The following is a 16,711-nucleotide window of genomic DNA, read 5'->3' on the forward strand; positions in this document are numbered from 1 at the left end:
CGCTATCCGTTGTGCTACCGCTAATGACGCTTCCTGCTGGGTGCTGTATACGCTTACCGGCAGCTTCTCGTACCGGGTCTCTTCCAATAAATTTAATCGGGCCATGTGTATTGATTAATAGGTTTGTAAGCTTGTTCAAAACAAATATATCAGATATTTATAAAAAGCCTCACCTAAATCCTCTCCAAAGGAGAGTACTTTTTACCTTTAAACGATCATTTGTTTATTTAGCCCTTCTCCAAAGGAGAGGGGTTGGGATGAGGCTCTGTAAAAGTTAAGTTAATCAAAGCTCCACCTAAACGGTGAGGCTCTTTGCAAACCCAACAACTTATAGTAATTTAAACGCATGTTATCTCTCAATAAAAATTTGCAAAAGCTGGTTGATATTGCTCAAAAACCTACCAAAACGGGCATTGGCCTTATGTCGGGCACATCGCTTGATGGCTTGGATATTGCTTTATGCAGCTTTACCGGCAACGGTTTGCAAACCAAATTCAAGCTGTTACAGTTTGTTACTATCCCCTACCCGCAAAGTTTTAAGGATGAGGTTCAGCAGGTATTTGCCCGCAAAACGGCCAGCCTTGAACAGGTTACACTGCTCAACGCTTTTATAGGTAATTACCACGGCGAACTGGTTTTAGAGGCCCTTGAAAACTGGAACATAACACCTAATACTGTTGATTTTATAGCAAGCCACGGGCAAACTATTTATCATGCCCCTAAGCGTCTGCATCAGCTGCAAAATTTCCCTAATGCCACTCTACAAATTGGCGATGGCGATCATCTGGCGGTAAAAACGGACATCATTACCATTAGCGATTTCAGGCAGAAACACATTGCCGCAGGCGGCGAAGGTGCTCCTTTAGCCTTATATGGCGACGTGCTTTTAGGCAGCAAACCCGGCGAAAACAGGATACTCCTGAACATTGGCGGTATTGCCAACCTAACCTACTTACCTGGCAATGGCGATACTACTCAAATTTTATGCACCGATATTGGCCCCGGAAATACCCTGATTGATGCGGCCTGCCGCAAGTATTTTGATATGGCTTATGATCTTGATTCGGCTATTGCTAAGCGGGGTAAGGTGAACAAGGCTTTGCTCAATGCTTTACTTGATCACCCGTTTTTTGCCGAGCAGCTCCCGAAAACCACCGGACCGGAGCTGTTTGGTCTGCACTATGTAGAACAGGCACAATCGAGATCAGAAACGCAGAACATCAGCAATGATGACCTTGTGTGCACCCTAAGCGCATTCACTGCCACCTCCATCGTCAACTTTTTAAAAACCAATATAACTGCCGATAACCTGAGCATATTTGTGAGCGGCGGCGGTGCCAGGAACCCTTTTGTGATGAACCATCTGAAGCAGGCTTTTGCAGAAACACCGATCACAGATACCGGCGACCTGGGGATTGACCCTGACGCCAAAGAGGCCATCCTGTTTGCTCTGTTGGGTAATGAGGCCCTGTGCGGTGAGCCTTTAACCATTGGTGATAACCCCGCGGTACTGATGGGAAAGTTTAGTTTCCCGGTTTGAGCAATTGTAAAACAAAACCTATAATTCCTTACTTTTAGGATTATATGCAACCATTACTTACTGCCGCCCAAATACGTGAGGGCGATGCTTATACAATCGCCAACGAACCTATAAGTTCTGTTGACCTGATGGAGCGTGCCTCAAAGGCTTTTGTTGGCTGGTTCATCAATCACTTTCCTGATAAGAGAAAACCGATCAGTTTTTATTGCGGCACGGGCAATAACGGCGGCGATGGGCTGGCCATTGCCCGCCTGCTTCATCAGCATGATTATAAAAAACTGCATGTATATATAGCCCACTTCAGCGATAAGGCTACTGATGATTTTAACATTAACCTCGACCGGTTAAAGCAAACAGACATCCCGGTAACTGAAATTAATAAAGGCGGTGACCTGCCAGATGATCATAGTCATATCATCATTGATGCCCTGCTGGGTAGCGGCCTGAACAAGCCCCTCCACAGCGATTATGAGCGACTGGTAAAACATATTAACCAACTCAAAAAAACCGTAGTAGCTGTTGATGTGCCTACCGGTTTTTTTTCGGAAGGAGAAGTGTTACCCGATGCCATCGCTATAAAGGCCGATCTGGTGATCACTTTTCAACAGGCCAAGATCAATTTTTTACTACCTGAATCGGCCCCTTATTTGGATTGCTGGGAGGCGGTGAATATTGGTATCAGCGAAAAATTTGCACGATCACTAAACTCACCCTATCAATTTATTGATGAGAAAGATATTCGACAGGTATTAAAACCCAGGCATCGCTTTAGCAATAAGGGTACTTATGGCCATGCACTTATTATTGCAGGGCAGGCCAAAACCATGGGCGCGGCATTGCTCAGCGCATCGGCTGCCGCGCATGCCGGGGCTGGATTAACAACCGCTTGTGTACCTGAAAGTGGCCTTACAGCCCTGAACAGTTACCAGCCCGAAATTATGGCGATTGTACGTAATGAAGATAGCCTTCCTGAGATTGAGTGGGACAGATTCAGCTCAGTAGCCATTGGCCCCGGGTTAGGTAAGGGCGAGGATAGCGTTGCTTTATTATCAGCCGTTATTAAAAATTATAAGAAACCAATTATTGCCGACGCGGATACCCTGAACATACTGGCCGAACATCCCGACCTGTTAGCTCAACTGCCCGAATGGAGTATCCTCACCCCTCACATGAAGGAATTTGACAGGCTTTTTGGCGAGCATAAAAGCTGGTGGCACAGGCTGCAAACCGGACTTAAACAAGCACAAAAGCTTAATATATATATCGTTTTAAAAAATGATTATACCATAACCCTGTCGCCTGAGGGAAAGGCTTATTTTAATTCTACCGGTAACCCCGCTATGGCATCGGGCGGTATGGGCGATGTGCTTACCGGTATTATAGCTGCCTTACTGGCTCAAAAATATTCGCCTTTACAAGCCTGTCTTGCCGGTATTTATATCCATGGTAAAGCGGGTGATGAACTTGCACTTCCCAATCGTTTGAATGTAGTTTTGCCGGGGAAAATTGTGACGCAGCTTGCTGTTACAATGGCCAAGTTAATGGCATAAAAAAAACGGTTGTAAGTATCGTACAACCGTTTTGATTAACTATTAACTGATCTTATAAAGAACTAAATACTCAAACTCGGGAGTTAGATTTATATGATATAAAACAGGTTTTTTCAATCTAACTGGTTATAAGACGCTCGAAACATCCTATTAGTTACAAAAAAACGAATAATTGATTGAGATTATTATTAAATAACTGTTAAATAAATAAATGAAAGGCAATTTACTCACGTAATTGCTTAACAATCAATACCAAGCAGTTTAACCAAAAGATTAATATGCCCGCAATAGCATATCAAAAGCAGTTATTAATATTATATTAAGAAGTGTTGAAAAGAAGTCTATTTTTTTAGAATTTTCCTAAAACCACCATTTGATCCATGGTAGGGTTTATACTGCCACCTTTGGGTTCAAGTGTTACCGCAAAGGCATCGGCACGGGCAATTGATTTCATTTCTTTCATTTGGGAGGTATCTGCAGGGGCATCAAAAACACCCAGGTCAACAGGTTTACCACCCACCAATGCCCAAAGCTGGTATTGGTGATCTTTATCGTTCTGAGGCAGCTTCACGTTTTGCATATCAATCAGCACCTTTTTCCGGGCCGGACTAAATGCTACCGTAACGGCCAAAGCCGGATTTTTGGCTGTACCCTCTAATTTAAGCAGTTTATATGACGGATCACGGAAAACGCTTATTTCCCTATCCAACAAGTTTACCCGGTTGGTAAAATGCTGATTTTGTAATTGCAGGGTTATTAGTTGTGTGTTTGATTGCTGCAAACGTGAATAAACGCTAATGAGTGCTACACCACTGGCAACCAACAGTGCAAGGCTGGCAGCAAAGGCATATTTATAAAAATTAGGCTCTTTACGCGGCGGCAGGCTTACCACATTGGTTTTATGCGGAACCGCCTTTTGAGGAAAGTTATTATCATCACCAAAATTGGTAAGGATGCTACCTAATACACGGTGTCGTAGTTCTTCAGAAGGCTCAATCTCGTTTTCTTTTGCATAAAGCTCCATTGACCGCTCTATAGCATCCAGCTCTGCTTTTATAGCCGGATGTTTTAAAGCCATGGCCTCAACCTGCAACCTCTCGTCGGGGGTAACATCCCCCAGAACGTAAAGTTCCAGAATGCCAGATTCAATATATGCTTTTATATCTTCCACTACTTCAATTAAAATGTTTTCTGAGCTCCTGTATACCCATTCTTAACCGCGTTTTAATAGTGCCAAGCGGAATTCCTAATTCATCAGCAGCTTCAACATGCGTGTAACCTTTGAAATATACCAGATCGATAATTGATTTTTGCTCAGGCTTTAAGGTCTGAACCAAATCTTTTACCCCCATCAACTCAGGTTTGTAAATCGTACTATTCTGTTCGTCAATAGAAGTTACGTTATTTTCAATCTCCTGGTTTTTATTCTGGTTCCTAAAATCTTTTGATCTGATTTTATCAATTGCAAGATTTCGTGCAATATTGATCATCCAGGTAAACAGGCGACCTTTTTCGGTGCTGTAACTGGAAAATGAATGCCATATTTTTACAAAGGTTTCCTGTAAAACATCTTCGGCAATAGCAGTATCAATAACAATGCGTGAAATAACTCCATATAATGAAGCCGAATACATATCATATAGTGCCTCAATAGCAACCTTTTCATGGTTCCTAAGCGAAAGAACCAGTTGCTCTTCTGTCAGCGATATTTTATGTTTCTTACTCAACGATGTGAATATATAAAGGAATTATCATATTATCATATATCAAACAGATGTTTTTCTGCATGATAAGATGAACGCACCAGAGGTCCGCTCTCTACGTATCTAAAACCCTTATCTAATCCAAATTGTTTTAATCTTGCAAATTGATCTGGATGAATCCAGTCAATTACCGGATGGTGGTTGCGTGTTGGCTGTAAGTATTGGCCTAAAGTTAATATATGAACACCTGCAGCAAGCAGATCGTCCATAGCTTCTAATATATCGTCCTCGGTTTCGCCCAGGCCAAGCATAATGCCCGATTTAGTGCGCAAACCTGCCGCTGAAACGTGTTTCAGCGCCTCTAAACTACGATCATATTTAGCTTGTATACGTACCTCTTTGGTAAGGCGGCGTACGGTTTCCAGGTTATGTGATACTACTTCGGGCCGGGTTTCCAGAACGCGGGCCAGGTTATCCCAGTTACCTCTGAAATCGGGCAGCAGGGTTTCCAGTGTAGTATCTGGGCTTTCGCGGCGTATAGCGTTAATAGTTTCGGCCCATATGATAGATCCGCCATCTTTCAGGTCGTCACGATCAACCGAGGTTATAACACAGTGTTTTACCTGCATCAGTTTTACTGATGTGGCCACACGGTTAGGCTCATCAACATCAACAGCTAATGGCCTGCCGGTTGCTACAGCGCAAAACGAGCAGGAGCGGGTACAAATATTACCCAATATCATGAAAGTAGCTGTGCCGGCTCCCCAGCACTCGCCCATGTTCGGGCAATTACCACTTTCGCAAATAGTGTGCAGTTTATGCTCATCAACCAAACTACGTACGTGAGTGTACTCTTTTCCAATGGGAAGCTTAACCCTAAGCCAATCTGGCTTACGTTGGGGTTGTTGGCTTACAGCAGGAACTACCGATAATTCAATCATGGTACAAATGTAGTTAAAAACCAAATAACCCTTTAGGGGCTGCATGGCAAGTTTTACGAAAAAGAGACAAGAAATGAGAAAGGAGAATCAAGATTCAAGATTAAACTTTCATTGTAATCACTGCGTGGCATGAGCCCCCTCTAAATCTCCCCCAAGGGGGGAGACTTTAAAAAGCTTTTGAAGCCCTCTCCTCTGGAGAGGGTTGGGTAAGGCTCCTACTCTATACCCCGCAATAACTCGGGTATAGTCTCTTTTATAAAATTTCCTGAAAATGTTAGCTTAATACAGACAGGGCCTCGTCAACCGAGATTTGTCCGTGCGATTGGTCAAGTACGCACTCACCGTCTTTGATCAGCAATAACTGCGGCGATTCGTGGTGAACCTGGAAAATTTCTGCAACCTGTTTTGACAGGTCGCGATAAGTAATCAAATCTAAAAAGTAAAGAGGCATATCTTCAGGGAGATCTTCCCAGTCAAGCTCAAAACGTTTTTTGGCCATCATGCTGATTGAACAGCGGGTACTATGTTTAAATATAAGGCTGTAGCCCTGGTGTTGTTTGATACTGTTTAATTGATCTGCCGACTCCAACGATATCCAATTCATAAATGTAATTATATAGTGTACAGTGTTATAACGTAATTATAACACAAAAACTGCTTACAGGTTCAGATGAAAATAAAATATGACAATTTTCTGTTAACGGCCGCTTTTAGGATATGAACCATAAGCCGGACATAATTTATTTGAGCACGAAGAAATCATGCTGCCAACCACCAAAGCTACAAGCGCTATGTAAATAAACTTTTTCATTGTTTTTTAACTAAACAGTTTTACGTTAATCAGCCTTTTAATGTTTCGGCAAGGCTGGCCATTTTTATGGCCGTAATAGCAGCCTCATCGCCTTTATTGCCGTGTTTACCACCTGCGCGGTCAATAGCCTGCTGCTGGTTATCAGTGGTCAATACACCAAATATAACAGGTTTTGAATATTTTATGGCAACATTGCTTACTCCATTTGCTACTGCATTGCAAATAAAATCAAAATGGCGGGTTTCGCCTTGTATTACGCAGCCCAGGCAAATAACGGCATCCAGGTTACCTGTTTTAAGCAATAGGTCGGCCCCTGAGGTTAGCTCAAAGCTTCCGGGCACAGGGTAAGTAAAAATATTTTCGGGCAGGGCACCATTGTTTACCAGGCTTTGGTAAGCACCCTGATATAAGGCATTAGTAATTTCCGCGTTCCACTCGGCCACGGCTATACCAAATTTATAAGGTGCCGCTGATGGTATTTCGGTATTTGAAAAATCAGATAGGTTTTTAAGATGAGTAGCCATTTTTGATTTCGGATTTGGGATGTTCGATTTGGGGTTTATTTTGATTTCGGATTTGGGATGTTCGATTTGGGGTTTATTTTGATTTCGGATTTGGGATGTTCGATTTGGGATTTGTTTAATTTGGGATTCTGATCCTGTTTAAACAAAAAATGTCCGATTCTGGATTTAATGGCTCTGTAAGTCAATAAATCCGAAATCGAACATCCCAAATCCGAAATCTGGATTATTGTTTTGCTTCGGCGCGAGCTATGTACTCGTCAATATTTTGTGCTTCGGCGCTTTCCGGATATTCTGATTTTATCCTTTTGTATGTTTCGCTTGCAGCTTTGTTATCTTTTTGTTCTTCGTAAACCAGGCCTAATTTTTTCAAATAAAGCGGCGATAAAAATTTATTGTGTGCTTTATCAATAGCCTTGTTAAAGTTGGTAGCGGCCTTGTCATAGTCTTTCAACTCAACATACGCATCGCCCATAGCACCAAAAGCTTCCGGAGCTACCATTGCGTCATCACCGCGGTAGTTGTTCAGGTTATCAATTGCTTTGCTGTATTCGCCTTTGTTTAAATAAGCGGTACCTAAATAAAAGTAAGCCAGGTTAGCAGCTTTGGTATTGCTGTATTCGCTAATGATCTTTTCAAAACCAGGGTAGCTGGCATCGCCTTTAATAGCTTTATCCCAATCTTTTTTAGCCCAAAAATCCTGTGCAACGTGCATTTGATCAGCAGCAGTTACCTCGCGCGGACCTAAATAAAGTTTCAGATACAACAGATAAATAGCAATAAGAGCAATAATGGCCCCACCTATAAACAATAGGCTTTTTTGATTCTCGCGCACGAAGTTGCCGCTTTGCCCTAAATTGGTTTCTGGTGCTGCAACTTTGGTATTCGCCTGGATTTTTGACATTGTTGTTACAAAATTAAAGTTTGCAAAGTTACGGTTTTCATAATTTCTGGCAATACCTTTTAAATTAAATAATTGCATTATGGTTTCTTTGTGTGTTTATGCCGTAGTTTATTGGGTTTGATACCTGCAATTGGTGCCATTTTGAGCCTATAAATCGTCTACTTCCATCGTCCCTCATTGCCTGTTCAGATAAAAAACCGCAAATCAAAAAATGTTTTTTAATCCTGAACCAAACACCTCACCAACCATCTAAAATGATTAAATTTGCCCTCCCATTATGTATTTGCAACAGCTGTCAGTCATCAACTTTAAAAATTACGAAGAGGCCGAACTTGTCTTCAGTGAGGGGGTGAATGCCTTTGCCGGTAATAATGGGGCTGGCAAAACCAATTTACTGGATGCTATTCACTACCTGTCGTTATGTAAAAGTTATTTTAACCCGATAGATAGCCAGCAGATAAAACAGGGAACCGATTTTTTTATCGTTACCGGCGTTTTTAATAAGAACGATCAGCCCGAAGCTGTGGCTTGTTCTGTTAAGCGTAACCAAAAAAAGCAATTCAAGCGCAATAAAAAGGACTATCAGCGCCTGGCCGATCATATTGGCCTGCTGCCTCTCGTGATGATATCGCCTTATGATACCAGTATTATTACCGAAGGCAGCGAGGAGCGCCGTAAGTTTATTGATAATGTAATATCGCAAACCGATAATTATTACCTCGATGAGCTTATTACTTATAATAAGGTACTAACCAACCGTAACGCGCTGCTGAAACTTATTGCCGATACCGGGCGTTACGACCCCAGCCTGCTGGAGGTACTTGACGAACAGCTTACCAATTCGGGTAATAAGATATTTGAGCGGCGAAAGGCTTTTATGGAAACTTTTACGGCCATCTTTAATAAACATTACAGCTTTTTAAGCGATGGTGCCGAGCAGGTTGAACTGGCTTATGAATCGCAATTACTGAATGATGATTTTGCAGCCCTGCTAAAAAAGACTGTTGAGCGCGACAGGGCGCTGGAGCGTACCACTGCGGGTATACATAAGGATGATCTGCAATTTAATATACATGGCATGTCCATGAAAAAATTTGGATCGCAGGGGCAGCAAAAATCATTTTTAATTGCGCTGAAGCTGGCGCAGTATAGTTTTTTATATCAGCAAAAAGGCTTCAAACCGCTACTGCTGCTTGATGATATTTTTGACAAGCTTGACGATGAGCGTGTTACCAAACTCATGAAAATGGTATCAAATAATGATTTCGGGCAAGTGTTTATTACTGATACCAGTATGAACCGTGTCAGCGATATCTTTAATAAAATAAACGTGCCGGTAAAATTATTTAAAGTGACAGGAGGGGCAATTGATGCGTAAAGCAAATGACAAATCGTTGAAGGAAGCTATTGAGCAAATGCTGAACGTTTATAAAATTAAACGCCGCTTTGACGAAACCGCCGTGGTAACAGCCTGGCCCGAGCTGGTAGGCAAGCCTGTTGCCAACCGTACCAAGGAATTATTTATCCGTGATAAAAAGCTGTTTTTGCGTATAGAATCATCGGTAATAAAAAACGAGCTGATGATGATGCGCAATCAGATCATAGATAAGATAAACGAGAAAGCCAATAGTATACTGGTGGAGGAAGTTATTTTTCTTTAAAGAAAAACGGGGAAAGCAGATATCCCGCCAAACAATTCAATATAATAACCTATAAGCAGATGCAACATCAGTTACACCTGCTTATAGGTTGATCAATTAAAACTTTTCAAAAGCCGAAAAGAAGAAGTTTCCTTCAATCTCAGCGTTTTCGTCAGAATCTGAACCGTGAACTGCGTTTGCTTCAATTGATTTGGCAAACATTTGACGGATAGTACCTTCATCAGCCTTAGCCGGATCAGTTGCACCAATCAGTTTACGGAAATCTTCAATAGCGTTATCTTTTTCCAAAATAGCGGCAACAATAGGGCCTGATGACATAAAGCCAACCAGGTCCTTGTAAAAAGGACGCTCTTTGTGTACCTCATAAAACTGACCTGCTTTTTCAGGGCTCAATGAAGTATATTTTAGGGCGATGATCTTGAATCCGCTCTTGGTAATCTTGTCTATAATTGCACCAATATGCCCGTTTGCAACAGCATCAGGCTTAATCATGGTAAAAGTTCTGTTAGTTTTCATACTCTTTCTTAAAATTGGCGCAAAAATAGGGTTTTACATCTGTAACATAAAGCTTTTTGAATTAAATTAGATGGTTTGTATTTAATTTATTTATTTAGCTTTGCAACTCTTTTTTAAAATTGATGTTAGATTTAGCTGCGCTTACACACCTTTTAGAACAACCTCAAAAAATAGTGATCACTACCCATCATAAACCTGATGGTGATGCTATGGGTTCGTCATTGGGTTTGTATAATTACCTGATACAACAGGGGCATCATGCCAAAGTAATTACCCCTACAGATTATCCCGATTTTTTAAGCTGGATGCCTGGCAACGAGGAGGTTATTATTTATACCGAGCAACCGGAGCTATCGGCAACCTTAATTGCCGAAGCACACCTGATATTCTGCCTTGATTTTAACGCCCTTAGCCGCATCAACGAGATGGGCGAACTGGTGGGCCAAAGCAGCGCCTACAAAATCATGATAGATCATCACCTGGAGCCTGAAGATTTTGATGATTACCGCCACTGGAACATCAATGCCTGCGCCGCGGCCCAGCTTGTTTATGATTTTATTGTTAATCAGCTGCACCATCCCGAATTAGTTAATAAGGATGTGGCAACCTGCCTGTATACCGGCATCATGACCGATTCGGCTTCGTTCAGGCTGCCAAATACCTCTTCAACAGTACACCGCATAGTAGCCGACCTGATTGACGCGGGCGCTGTTAACTGGCGAATACACGAACTGGTATACAATAGTGCGTCTGAAAGTCGTTTAAGATTCCTGGGACATTGCCTGGCCAATTGTTTGGAGGTTTTGCCGGAGTACAATACCGCTATAATATCAGTGAGCAAAGAAGATCTGGAAAAGTTTGATGTTAATACCGGCGATACCGAAGGCATAGTGAACTACGCCCTGTCAATGGCCAGCATACGCCTTGCAGCGTTCATAGTTGAGCGCCGCGATAAGGTAAAGCTTTCCCTGCGTTCAAAAGGTGAGTTTCCGGCCAATGAGATCTGTAAAAAATATTTCAACGGCGGCGGTCATCGCAACGCGGCCGGAGGGTACTCAAACGGTAACCTTGAACAGGCGGTAAATCAATTTAAATTAATCTTACCCGAATATAAAAAACTATTAATACAGTAAGTAAAACAGTAAAAATGAAAAGAAAATTAATGTTCTTGTCTCTTGCGGCTATAGGTTTAGCAAGTTGCAACGGTGGGTTTAAACAAGGCGAAGGCGGCTTGCTTTATAACATCCACACTTCAAAAGGTGGAGCGAAAATTAAAGAAGGCGATTTTGTGAGCCTGAACATGGTAGTTAAAACCGACGGCGACTCTGTATTAAACAGCACTTATGAAAGCGGTCAGCCCAACAGACTTGCAATGCCTAAACCACAAGCCAAAGGCGATGTTGTTGCCGGTATTGGTTTATTGGGCGAAGGCGATAGCGCTACCTTCAAAATATCTGCCGATTCGATATTTAAAGGTGGTCAGCAACGTCCTCCGGGCTTCAAAAGCAAATACTTAGTATTCCAGGTTAAAATTGAAAAAGTTATTGCTAAAGGTAACCTGAATGACCAGGTTTTCCGTGGCCGCGTTACCGATTACCTGAAAGGTCAGATGGATGGTCTTAAAGCTCAGGAGCCAGCCAAGATCAAAAAATATATTGACGACAACCACCTGAAACTTGAAAAAACAGCATCAGGTTTATTATACGTAATTACCAACCCTGGCACCGGCGAAAAACCGGCTCCGCATGATACCGCTGTTGTAAACTATACCGGTAAAATGGTTAACGGTAAAGTATTTGATACCAGCATTAAAGAAGAAGCACAAAAAGCAAAGATCCCTATGGATCCAATGCGTCAGTTTGCTCCTATCCGTATCCCTGTTGGCGAAGCTAAAGTTATAGCTGGCTGGGACGAAGGCTTACAATTGCTGAACAAAGGCGCAAAAGCCATATTCATTATTCCATCTGATATTGCTTATAAAGATCAGGGAATAGGCCCAATCGCACCTTACACTCCGCTTGTGTTTGAAATGGAGATGGTAAACGTTGTTCACCCTAATCCAAATACTTCAAAACCTATTGTTCGATTACCACCACCGGTAACCAAGTAATTAAAAATATTCACTAAAGCCTTTTTGCCCGCGGGCAAAAAGGCTTTTTATTGTTTACCGATGAAAAAAGCAATTTATATCCTGTTACCCGCATTAAGCCTGCTTACACTGGGCGCTTATGCGCAGGCACCAACCCCAAGGCCTAATATGCAGCCTACCGGTAAAGGGGCATTTTATCAGTTGTTTACCAACAACACGGGCGAAAAAATAAAGCTGAATGATGTGATCACCTTCAACTTTATTCAAAAAACCGATAAAGACTCTATCCTGTACAGCACTTATAAAGCGGGCAAACCGGTACAGGCACAAATACAGCCATCACAAAACGTTGGCGACCTGATGGATGTATTCCCATTATTAACTGTTAAAGACAGCGCCCTGGTTAAAGTACCAACCGACTCTGTTTTTAAAGGCCATGAAGAATCACGCCCCCCGTTTTTTCCTAAAGGCAGCTATTTAACCTTTATCCTGAAAATTGAAAAGGTACAATCATTAAATGATGCCATAGCCGAAAAAAAGGCCGAAGGACAGAAACTAAAGGATGCAGAAGCCGCTTCAGCCGGCAGCTACATCACTTCGCACAAATTAACGCCGGTAACAACAGCGTCGGGTTTAAAATATATGGTTACCCGTCCATCAGTAAAACGTAAGCCATTGGCGGGTGATACCGTGCTGGTAAACTACACCGGCCGTACGCTAAGTGGTAAAGTTTTTGACTCCAGCGTTGAAACTGAAGCTAAAGGCGCGGGCTTAGATCAGCCGGGCCGTAAATACGAGCCTATAAGCGTTGTGCTTGGCCAGGGTCAGGTAATACCGGGCTGGGACGAAGGTTTATTATTGCTTAACGAAGGCTCAAAGGCCACACTGATCGTCCCATCATCATTAGCTTATGGCGACAGGGGTGCAGGTGAAGATATAGCTCCGTACAGCACATTACTATTTGACGTGGAACTTGTTAAGGTAAAACCGGGCAAACATGCGGTTGCGCCTAAAACCGGCATCATGAACCCGGCCAAAAAACGGGTGTACAAAAAACCACTACCAAGTAAAAAGACAAATTAGCCTACCAGCCTTCTGCCAAAAAACAGAAGGCTTTTTTATTTTTGCACCATGGTATTAACCGACACGCATACACATCAATATTACGAAACCATTGCCCATAAACGTGCTGCCTTTATGGAGCGCTGCCTCAGCAACAATATAAACCGTTTGTTTTTACCTAATGTAGATATAGCATCGGTATCGCTGATGTTTGATCTGGTGCGCGCCTATCCTGAGCAATGCTTTGCCATGCTGGGCCTGCACCCCTGTTCGGTAAAGGAAAACTGGCAGCAGGAACTTAACAGCATACGCGATGCGCACCAGCAAAATAAAATTTACGCCATCGGCGAAATCGGTATTGACCTGTATTGGGACAAAACTTTTTTAAAAGAGCAGATAGATGCCTTTCGCCAGCAGATCAACTGGGCCAAAAGTCTTAAACTCCCCATCGTGATCCACTGCCGCGATGCCTTTAACGAGGTATACGAAGTACTGCAACAAGAACAGGACGAAAACCTGCGTGGTATTTTCCATTGCTTTACCGGCACAGTGGAGCAGGCCCATAAAATAACCGGGCTTGGCTTTTACCTGGGCATTGGCGGTGTGGTAACCTATAAAAACTCAGGCCTGGATAAAGTTGTGGCCGAAATTGACCTGAAGCATATAGTTTTAGAAACAGATTCTCCGTACCTTACGCCCGTTCCGTTCCGCGGTAAGCCTAATGAAAGTTCATACCTGATCTACATTGCACAAAAAGTAGCGGAGCTGCATCAAACAACTGTGGAAACAGTGGCCAGTATTACCACTGAAAACTCCATAAAGGTGTTTGGCATATAATACTTGTTTTAATGAATTTATACAGCATACATCTTATTTCATGAGCCAGATACTGATCATCTATACCGGGGGTACAATTGGGATGATGACCGATCCCGTGACTAAAGTGCTTAAACCTATCAACTTTGAGCAAATAATGGACAATGTTCCTGAACTGGAGAAACTTAATTGCCGAATTAAGGTACACTCTTTTGAGGAGATCATTGATTCATCAAACATGAACCCGGTTATCTGGAGCCAACTGGCTGGCCTTATTCAATCAAACTATCATGATAATGATGGTTTCGTGATATTGCACGGTTCAGATACCATGGCCTATACCGCATCGGCCCTGAGCTTTATGCTCGAAAACCTGGGCAAGCCGGTAATATTCACTGGTTCGCAGCTGCCTATAAGCGCTATACGTACCGATGCCAAGGAAAACCTGATGACGGCCATTGAAATTGCCAAATCAAAAAAAGCCGACCGCGCACGTGTTCCCGAAGTTTGTATTTACTTTGATTATAAACTGTTTCGCGGTAACCGGGCATTTAAATATAATTCATCAAAATTTGAGGCTTTCCGGTCGCCAAACTACCCGATACTGGCCGAGTCTGGCGTACACCTGCGCTTCAGTGCGAATGACATCAGGCATCCGCAGGAAAATAGCGAACTCATTATCCATAATAACCTGGTGAGCGATGTGGCCGTACTTAAACTTTACCCGGGCATTGGCACCAAAGTGGTTGAAACTATTTTAAACTCTGATGTTCGCGGCATTGTGATGGAAACATTTGGCGCGGGCAATACTACTACCGACAGCTGGTTTATTGACCTGCTTAAAGGCGCTATAGACAGTGGTAAGGTTGTAGTTGATATTTCGCAGTGTAAGGTAGGAACCGTTGAACTGGGCCGCTATGAAACCAGCCGCCAGCTGAAGGATATAGGGGTAGCCAATGGCTATGATATGACCTTTGAATCAGCCGTAACCAAAATGATGTACCTGCTGGGTATGTTTGATGATCCGGCACAGGTGAAGCACTACATGGAGCTTGACCTGCGCGGCGAGATCACGGTATCGTAATACACACAAAAAAAAGACACATTGCATGTGTCTTTTTTTATTGCGCTCGTTTTAACGGGCACCTAATTTGAGGCTGCAATTGCATCACCACTTATAAATAACGAGTGCTTAATCCGTTAATCCCTTCTAAGCACTCGTTACAAACAAAGCACGTTGAGAAAGATTGTCATTTCGATAGAGCATGGGTGGAAATGTGAGTGGCGCGAAAGAGAAATCTTATACAACATGCAGGCGGATCGACTGCTCATATAAGATTTCTCCTCGTTCCTCGTCGAAATGACAATCTTTTTTAATTCGTTGGCACAAGATCAGCACATCACATCTTGCAACTACATATCATTATTACCTACGCCTGATGTTGCCGTTGCACCCTGCGGTGCGTAACATTCCTGACGGTTTTTGTTTTGGTCTTTTTGCGTTTACCCAGCCAAATGATAAATCCGGTTATGGGCAGCGAGGCACAAATTAAACTGGCCAGAAAGGCGATTATTTTGGTGGTTATCCCCCCTATTTGCCCTACGTGCAAATCGTAGTTCATCTCGTTCATCTTGAGGCCGGGACTTTTCTTAGCTTGCGGGGTTTGCTTTAACAGCTTGCCGGTATATTTTTCAAAAATGTACTCGTCGCTATTATAAAAATGCAGGGCTTGCGCATAGGCACTGATACCTATCACACCGGCAGCCGAAGCATCATCATTAATAAAAAACATTTCGGCCTTAGGTGAGCGGGCTTGGGCTATGGTAAAAGCCCTGTCAACAACCGTTTTATTTTCAATCTTCCCTTTTAACAACGAATCTGATTTCAGTATCTCTTTTTCTGAGGGATATGCCTTGCCCAGGTTGGCGGTAGTGTAAATACCTTCACGCACAGAATCAAACACCATAGATAAACCTGTTATAGATAATATGATGGCTATAGAAGTAGCGTAGAAACCCAATACATTGTGCAGGTCATAATTAACCCGGCGCCAGCGGCCATTCCATTTTATATTGAAACTGCGTTTGCGGTCGCTTTTGCGTTTGGGCCACCATAATATGAGCCCGGTGATCATGATCACCATAAATATGATGACCGATATACCTACCACCAGGCTACCCACTTTGGCAGGTAATAGCAGATACAGGTGTATGTACTCCACAATGATAAAAAAGTTTTTCATCGGGTTTTCTGTATGAGTAACCTGCCCGGTGTAGGGGTTCAGGTACACATAAAGCATACCATCTTTGGGCAAATTAACAAGTACGCCTGCGGGCCTGTCTACCCCGTAATAGTACATATAGGTGGCAGTAGCACCTTTATGGCCTTTAAGCGCTTCGGCTTTTAATACAGATGGCGGCAGGTAAGGTTTATACTGCACCTCCACATGGCGATACTTTTGCATGGCATCCTGTATATCATCCTGAAAACAGAACAAGCAGCCGGTAATACTCACTATAAACACCACCAGCCCGGATATAAATCCGAGCCAGCGATGACAAAACAGTATGATCTTTTTAAAGGTCATGTTTATGTT

General features: G+C 42.7%; 17 protein-coding genes and 1 pseudogene. 9 read left to right on the forward strand and 9 right to left on the reverse strand.

Features of this window, described 5'->3' with window-relative positions; genetic code table 11:
* A pseudogene (locus tag QWZ01_RS18300) lies at positions 1-105 on the reverse strand (glucosamine-6-phosphate deaminase); the annotation flags it as partial.
* 241 nt (positions 106-346) lie between these two features.
* On the opposite strand from QWZ01_RS18300, the gene QWZ01_RS18305 reads away from it, so the two are divergent.
* Entirely contained in the window at positions 347-1,540 is a 1,194-nt protein-coding gene (locus tag QWZ01_RS18305; protein WP_290325800.1) for an anhydro-N-acetylmuramic acid kinase, read from the forward strand.
* A gap of 44 nt (positions 1,541-1,584) precedes the next feature.
* Complete coding sequence (locus QWZ01_RS18310; protein WP_290325803.1) at positions 1,585-3,090, forward strand: NAD(P)H-hydrate dehydratase; 1,506 nt, start codon at positions 1,585-1,587, stop codon at positions 3,088-3,090.
* Between the two features lie 349 nt (positions 3,091-3,439).
* Here the strand turns inward: QWZ01_RS18310 and QWZ01_RS18315 are convergent, their stop codons facing one another.
* From QWZ01_RS18315 to QWZ01_RS18340, 6 genes are all read right to left on the reverse strand, one after another.
* Positions 3,440-4,261: an anti-sigma factor gene (locus QWZ01_RS18315; RefSeq protein WP_290325805.1), complete on the reverse strand. Its 822-nt coding sequence runs from the start codon at positions 4,259-4,261 to the stop codon at positions 3,440-3,442.
* Positions 4,262-4,265: 4 nt separating this feature from the next.
* Positions 4,266-4,817 carry an RNA polymerase sigma factor gene (locus QWZ01_RS18320; protein WP_290325806.1) on the reverse strand — a complete coding sequence of 184 codons (552 nt, stop codon included), beginning with the start codon at positions 4,815-4,817 and terminating at the stop codon, positions 4,266-4,268.
* Positions 4,818-4,849: 32 nt separating this feature from the next.
* Positions 4,850-5,734 (reverse strand): lipoyl synthase, encoded by an 885-nt coding sequence (gene lipA / locus QWZ01_RS18325; protein WP_290325807.1) that lies wholly within the window; start codon positions 5,732-5,734, stop codon positions 4,850-4,852.
* A gap of 274 nt (positions 5,735-6,008) precedes the next feature.
* Positions 6,009-6,338 (reverse strand): bacillithiol system redox-active protein YtxJ, encoded by a 330-nt coding sequence (gene ytxJ / locus QWZ01_RS18330; RefSeq protein WP_290325809.1) that lies wholly within the window; start codon positions 6,336-6,338, stop codon positions 6,009-6,011.
* A gap of 236 nt (positions 6,339-6,574) precedes the next feature.
* Positions 6,575-7,069 carry a 6,7-dimethyl-8-ribityllumazine synthase gene (gene ribH, locus QWZ01_RS18335; RefSeq protein ID WP_290325811.1) on the reverse strand — a complete coding sequence of 165 codons (495 nt, stop codon included), beginning with the start codon at positions 7,067-7,069 and terminating at the stop codon, positions 6,575-6,577.
* A 223-nt stretch (positions 7,070-7,292) separates the two neighbouring features.
* Positions 7,293-7,970: a tetratricopeptide repeat protein gene (locus QWZ01_RS18340; protein WP_290325813.1), complete on the reverse strand. Its 678-nt coding sequence runs from the start codon at positions 7,968-7,970 to the stop codon at positions 7,293-7,295.
* 277 nt (positions 7,971-8,247) lie between these two features.
* Between QWZ01_RS18340 and recF the strand changes: the two genes are divergently transcribed.
* Positions 8,248-9,348, forward strand: coding sequence for a DNA replication/repair protein RecF (gene recF / locus QWZ01_RS18345; RefSeq protein WP_290325814.1), 1,101 nt, complete (start codon positions 8,248-8,250; stop codon positions 9,346-9,348).
* Positions 9,341-9,631 (forward strand): DciA family protein, encoded by a 291-nt coding sequence (locus QWZ01_RS18350; RefSeq protein WP_290325815.1) that lies wholly within the window; start codon positions 9,341-9,343, stop codon positions 9,629-9,631. The genes recF and QWZ01_RS18350 overlap by 8 nt, the downstream gene beginning before the upstream one ends.
* A 96-nt stretch (positions 9,632-9,727) precedes the next feature.
* On the opposite strand, the gene QWZ01_RS18355 is transcribed toward QWZ01_RS18350, so the two are convergent.
* Positions 9,728-10,147, reverse strand: coding sequence for a nucleoside-diphosphate kinase (locus tag QWZ01_RS18355; protein WP_290325817.1), 420 nt, complete (start codon positions 10,145-10,147; stop codon positions 9,728-9,730).
* 122 nt (positions 10,148-10,269) lie between these two features.
* On the opposite strand from QWZ01_RS18355, the gene QWZ01_RS18360 reads away from it, so the two are divergent.
* Genes QWZ01_RS18360 through QWZ01_RS18380 form a run of 5 tightly spaced genes read left to right on the forward strand, consistent with a single transcriptional unit; the run spans position 10,270 to position 15,198 of the window.
* The gene (locus QWZ01_RS18360; RefSeq protein ID WP_290325819.1) at positions 10,270-11,280 is read left to right on the forward strand and encodes a DHH family phosphoesterase; all 1,011 of its coding nucleotides are present in this window, start codon (positions 10,270-10,272) and stop codon (positions 11,278-11,280) included.
* A gap of 14 nt (positions 11,281-11,294) precedes the next feature.
* Positions 11,295-12,257, forward strand: coding sequence for an FKBP-type peptidyl-prolyl cis-trans isomerase (locus tag QWZ01_RS18365; protein ID WP_290325821.1), 963 nt, complete (start codon positions 11,295-11,297; stop codon positions 12,255-12,257).
* Between the two features lie 60 nt (positions 12,258-12,317).
* Entirely contained in the window at positions 12,318-13,319 is a 1,002-nt protein-coding gene (locus QWZ01_RS18370; RefSeq protein WP_290325823.1) for an FKBP-type peptidyl-prolyl cis-trans isomerase, read from the forward strand.
* Between the two features lie 48 nt (positions 13,320-13,367).
* Positions 13,368-14,135, forward strand: a complete 768-nt coding sequence (locus QWZ01_RS18375) for a TatD family hydrolase (RefSeq protein WP_290325825.1) — start codon at positions 13,368-13,370, stop codon at positions 14,133-14,135.
* A gap of 40 nt (positions 14,136-14,175) precedes the next feature.
* Positions 14,176-15,198: an asparaginase gene (locus QWZ01_RS18380; RefSeq protein ID WP_290325827.1), complete on the forward strand. Its 1,023-nt coding sequence runs from the start codon at positions 14,176-14,178 to the stop codon at positions 15,196-15,198.
* A 346-nt stretch (positions 15,199-15,544) separates the two neighbouring features.
* Here the strand turns inward: QWZ01_RS18380 and QWZ01_RS18385 are convergent, their stop codons facing one another.
* Positions 15,545-16,702 carry a PepSY-associated TM helix domain-containing protein gene (locus tag QWZ01_RS18385; RefSeq protein WP_290325829.1) on the reverse strand — a complete coding sequence of 386 codons (1,158 nt, stop codon included), beginning with the start codon at positions 16,700-16,702 and terminating at the stop codon, positions 15,545-15,547.
* Positions 16,703-16,711 lie beyond the last annotated feature (9 nt).

It is taken from the genome of Mucilaginibacter aquaedulcis, from assembly GCF_030409325.1.
GTDB classification, from domain to species: Bacteria; Bacteroidota; Bacteroidia; order Sphingobacteriales; family Sphingobacteriaceae; genus Mucilaginibacter; species Mucilaginibacter aquaedulcis.

Coding starts and splice junctions, on each gene's coding strand:
- QWZ01_RS18305 (WP_290325800.1), top strand. CDS start 347: ATGTTATCTCTCAATAAAAATTTGCAAAAGCTGGTTGATATTGCTCAA.
- QWZ01_RS18310 (WP_290325803.1), top strand. CDS start 1,585: ATGCAACCATTACTTACTGCCGCCCAAATACGTGAGGGCGATGCTTAT.
- lipA (WP_290325807.1), bottom strand. CDS start 5,734: ATGATTGAATTATCGGTAGTTCCTGCTGTAAGCCAACAACCCCAACGT.
- ytxJ (WP_290325809.1), bottom strand. CDS start 6,338: ATGAATTGGATATCGTTGGAGTCGGCAGATCAATTAAACAGTATCAAA.
- ribH (WP_290325811.1), bottom strand. CDS start 7,069: ATGGCTACTCATCTTAAAAACCTATCTGATTTTTCAAATACCGAAATA.
- QWZ01_RS18340 (WP_290325813.1), bottom strand. CDS start 7,970: ATGTCAAAAATCCAGGCGAATACCAAAGTTGCAGCACCAGAAACCAAT.
- recF (WP_290325814.1), top strand. CDS start 8,248: ATGTATTTGCAACAGCTGTCAGTCATCAACTTTAAAAATTACGAAGAG.
- QWZ01_RS18350 (WP_290325815.1), top strand. CDS start 9,341: ATGCGTAAAGCAAATGACAAATCGTTGAAGGAAGCTATTGAGCAAATG.
- QWZ01_RS18355 (WP_290325817.1), bottom strand. CDS start 10,147: ATGAAAACTAACAGAACTTTTACCATGATTAAGCCTGATGCTGTTGCA.
- QWZ01_RS18360 (WP_290325819.1), top strand. CDS start 10,270: ATGTTAGATTTAGCTGCGCTTACACACCTTTTAGAACAACCTCAAAAA.
- QWZ01_RS18365 (WP_290325821.1), top strand. CDS start 11,295: ATGAAAAGAAAATTAATGTTCTTGTCTCTTGCGGCTATAGGTTTAGCA.
- QWZ01_RS18370 (WP_290325823.1), top strand. CDS start 12,318: ATGAAAAAAGCAATTTATATCCTGTTACCCGCATTAAGCCTGCTTACA.
- QWZ01_RS18375 (WP_290325825.1), top strand. CDS start 13,368: ATGGTATTAACCGACACGCATACACATCAATATTACGAAACCATTGCC.
- QWZ01_RS18380 (WP_290325827.1), top strand. CDS start 14,176: ATGAGCCAGATACTGATCATCTATACCGGGGGTACAATTGGGATGATG.
- QWZ01_RS18385 (WP_290325829.1), bottom strand. CDS start 16,702: ATGACCTTTAAAAAGATCATACTGTTTTGTCATCGCTGGCTCGGATTT.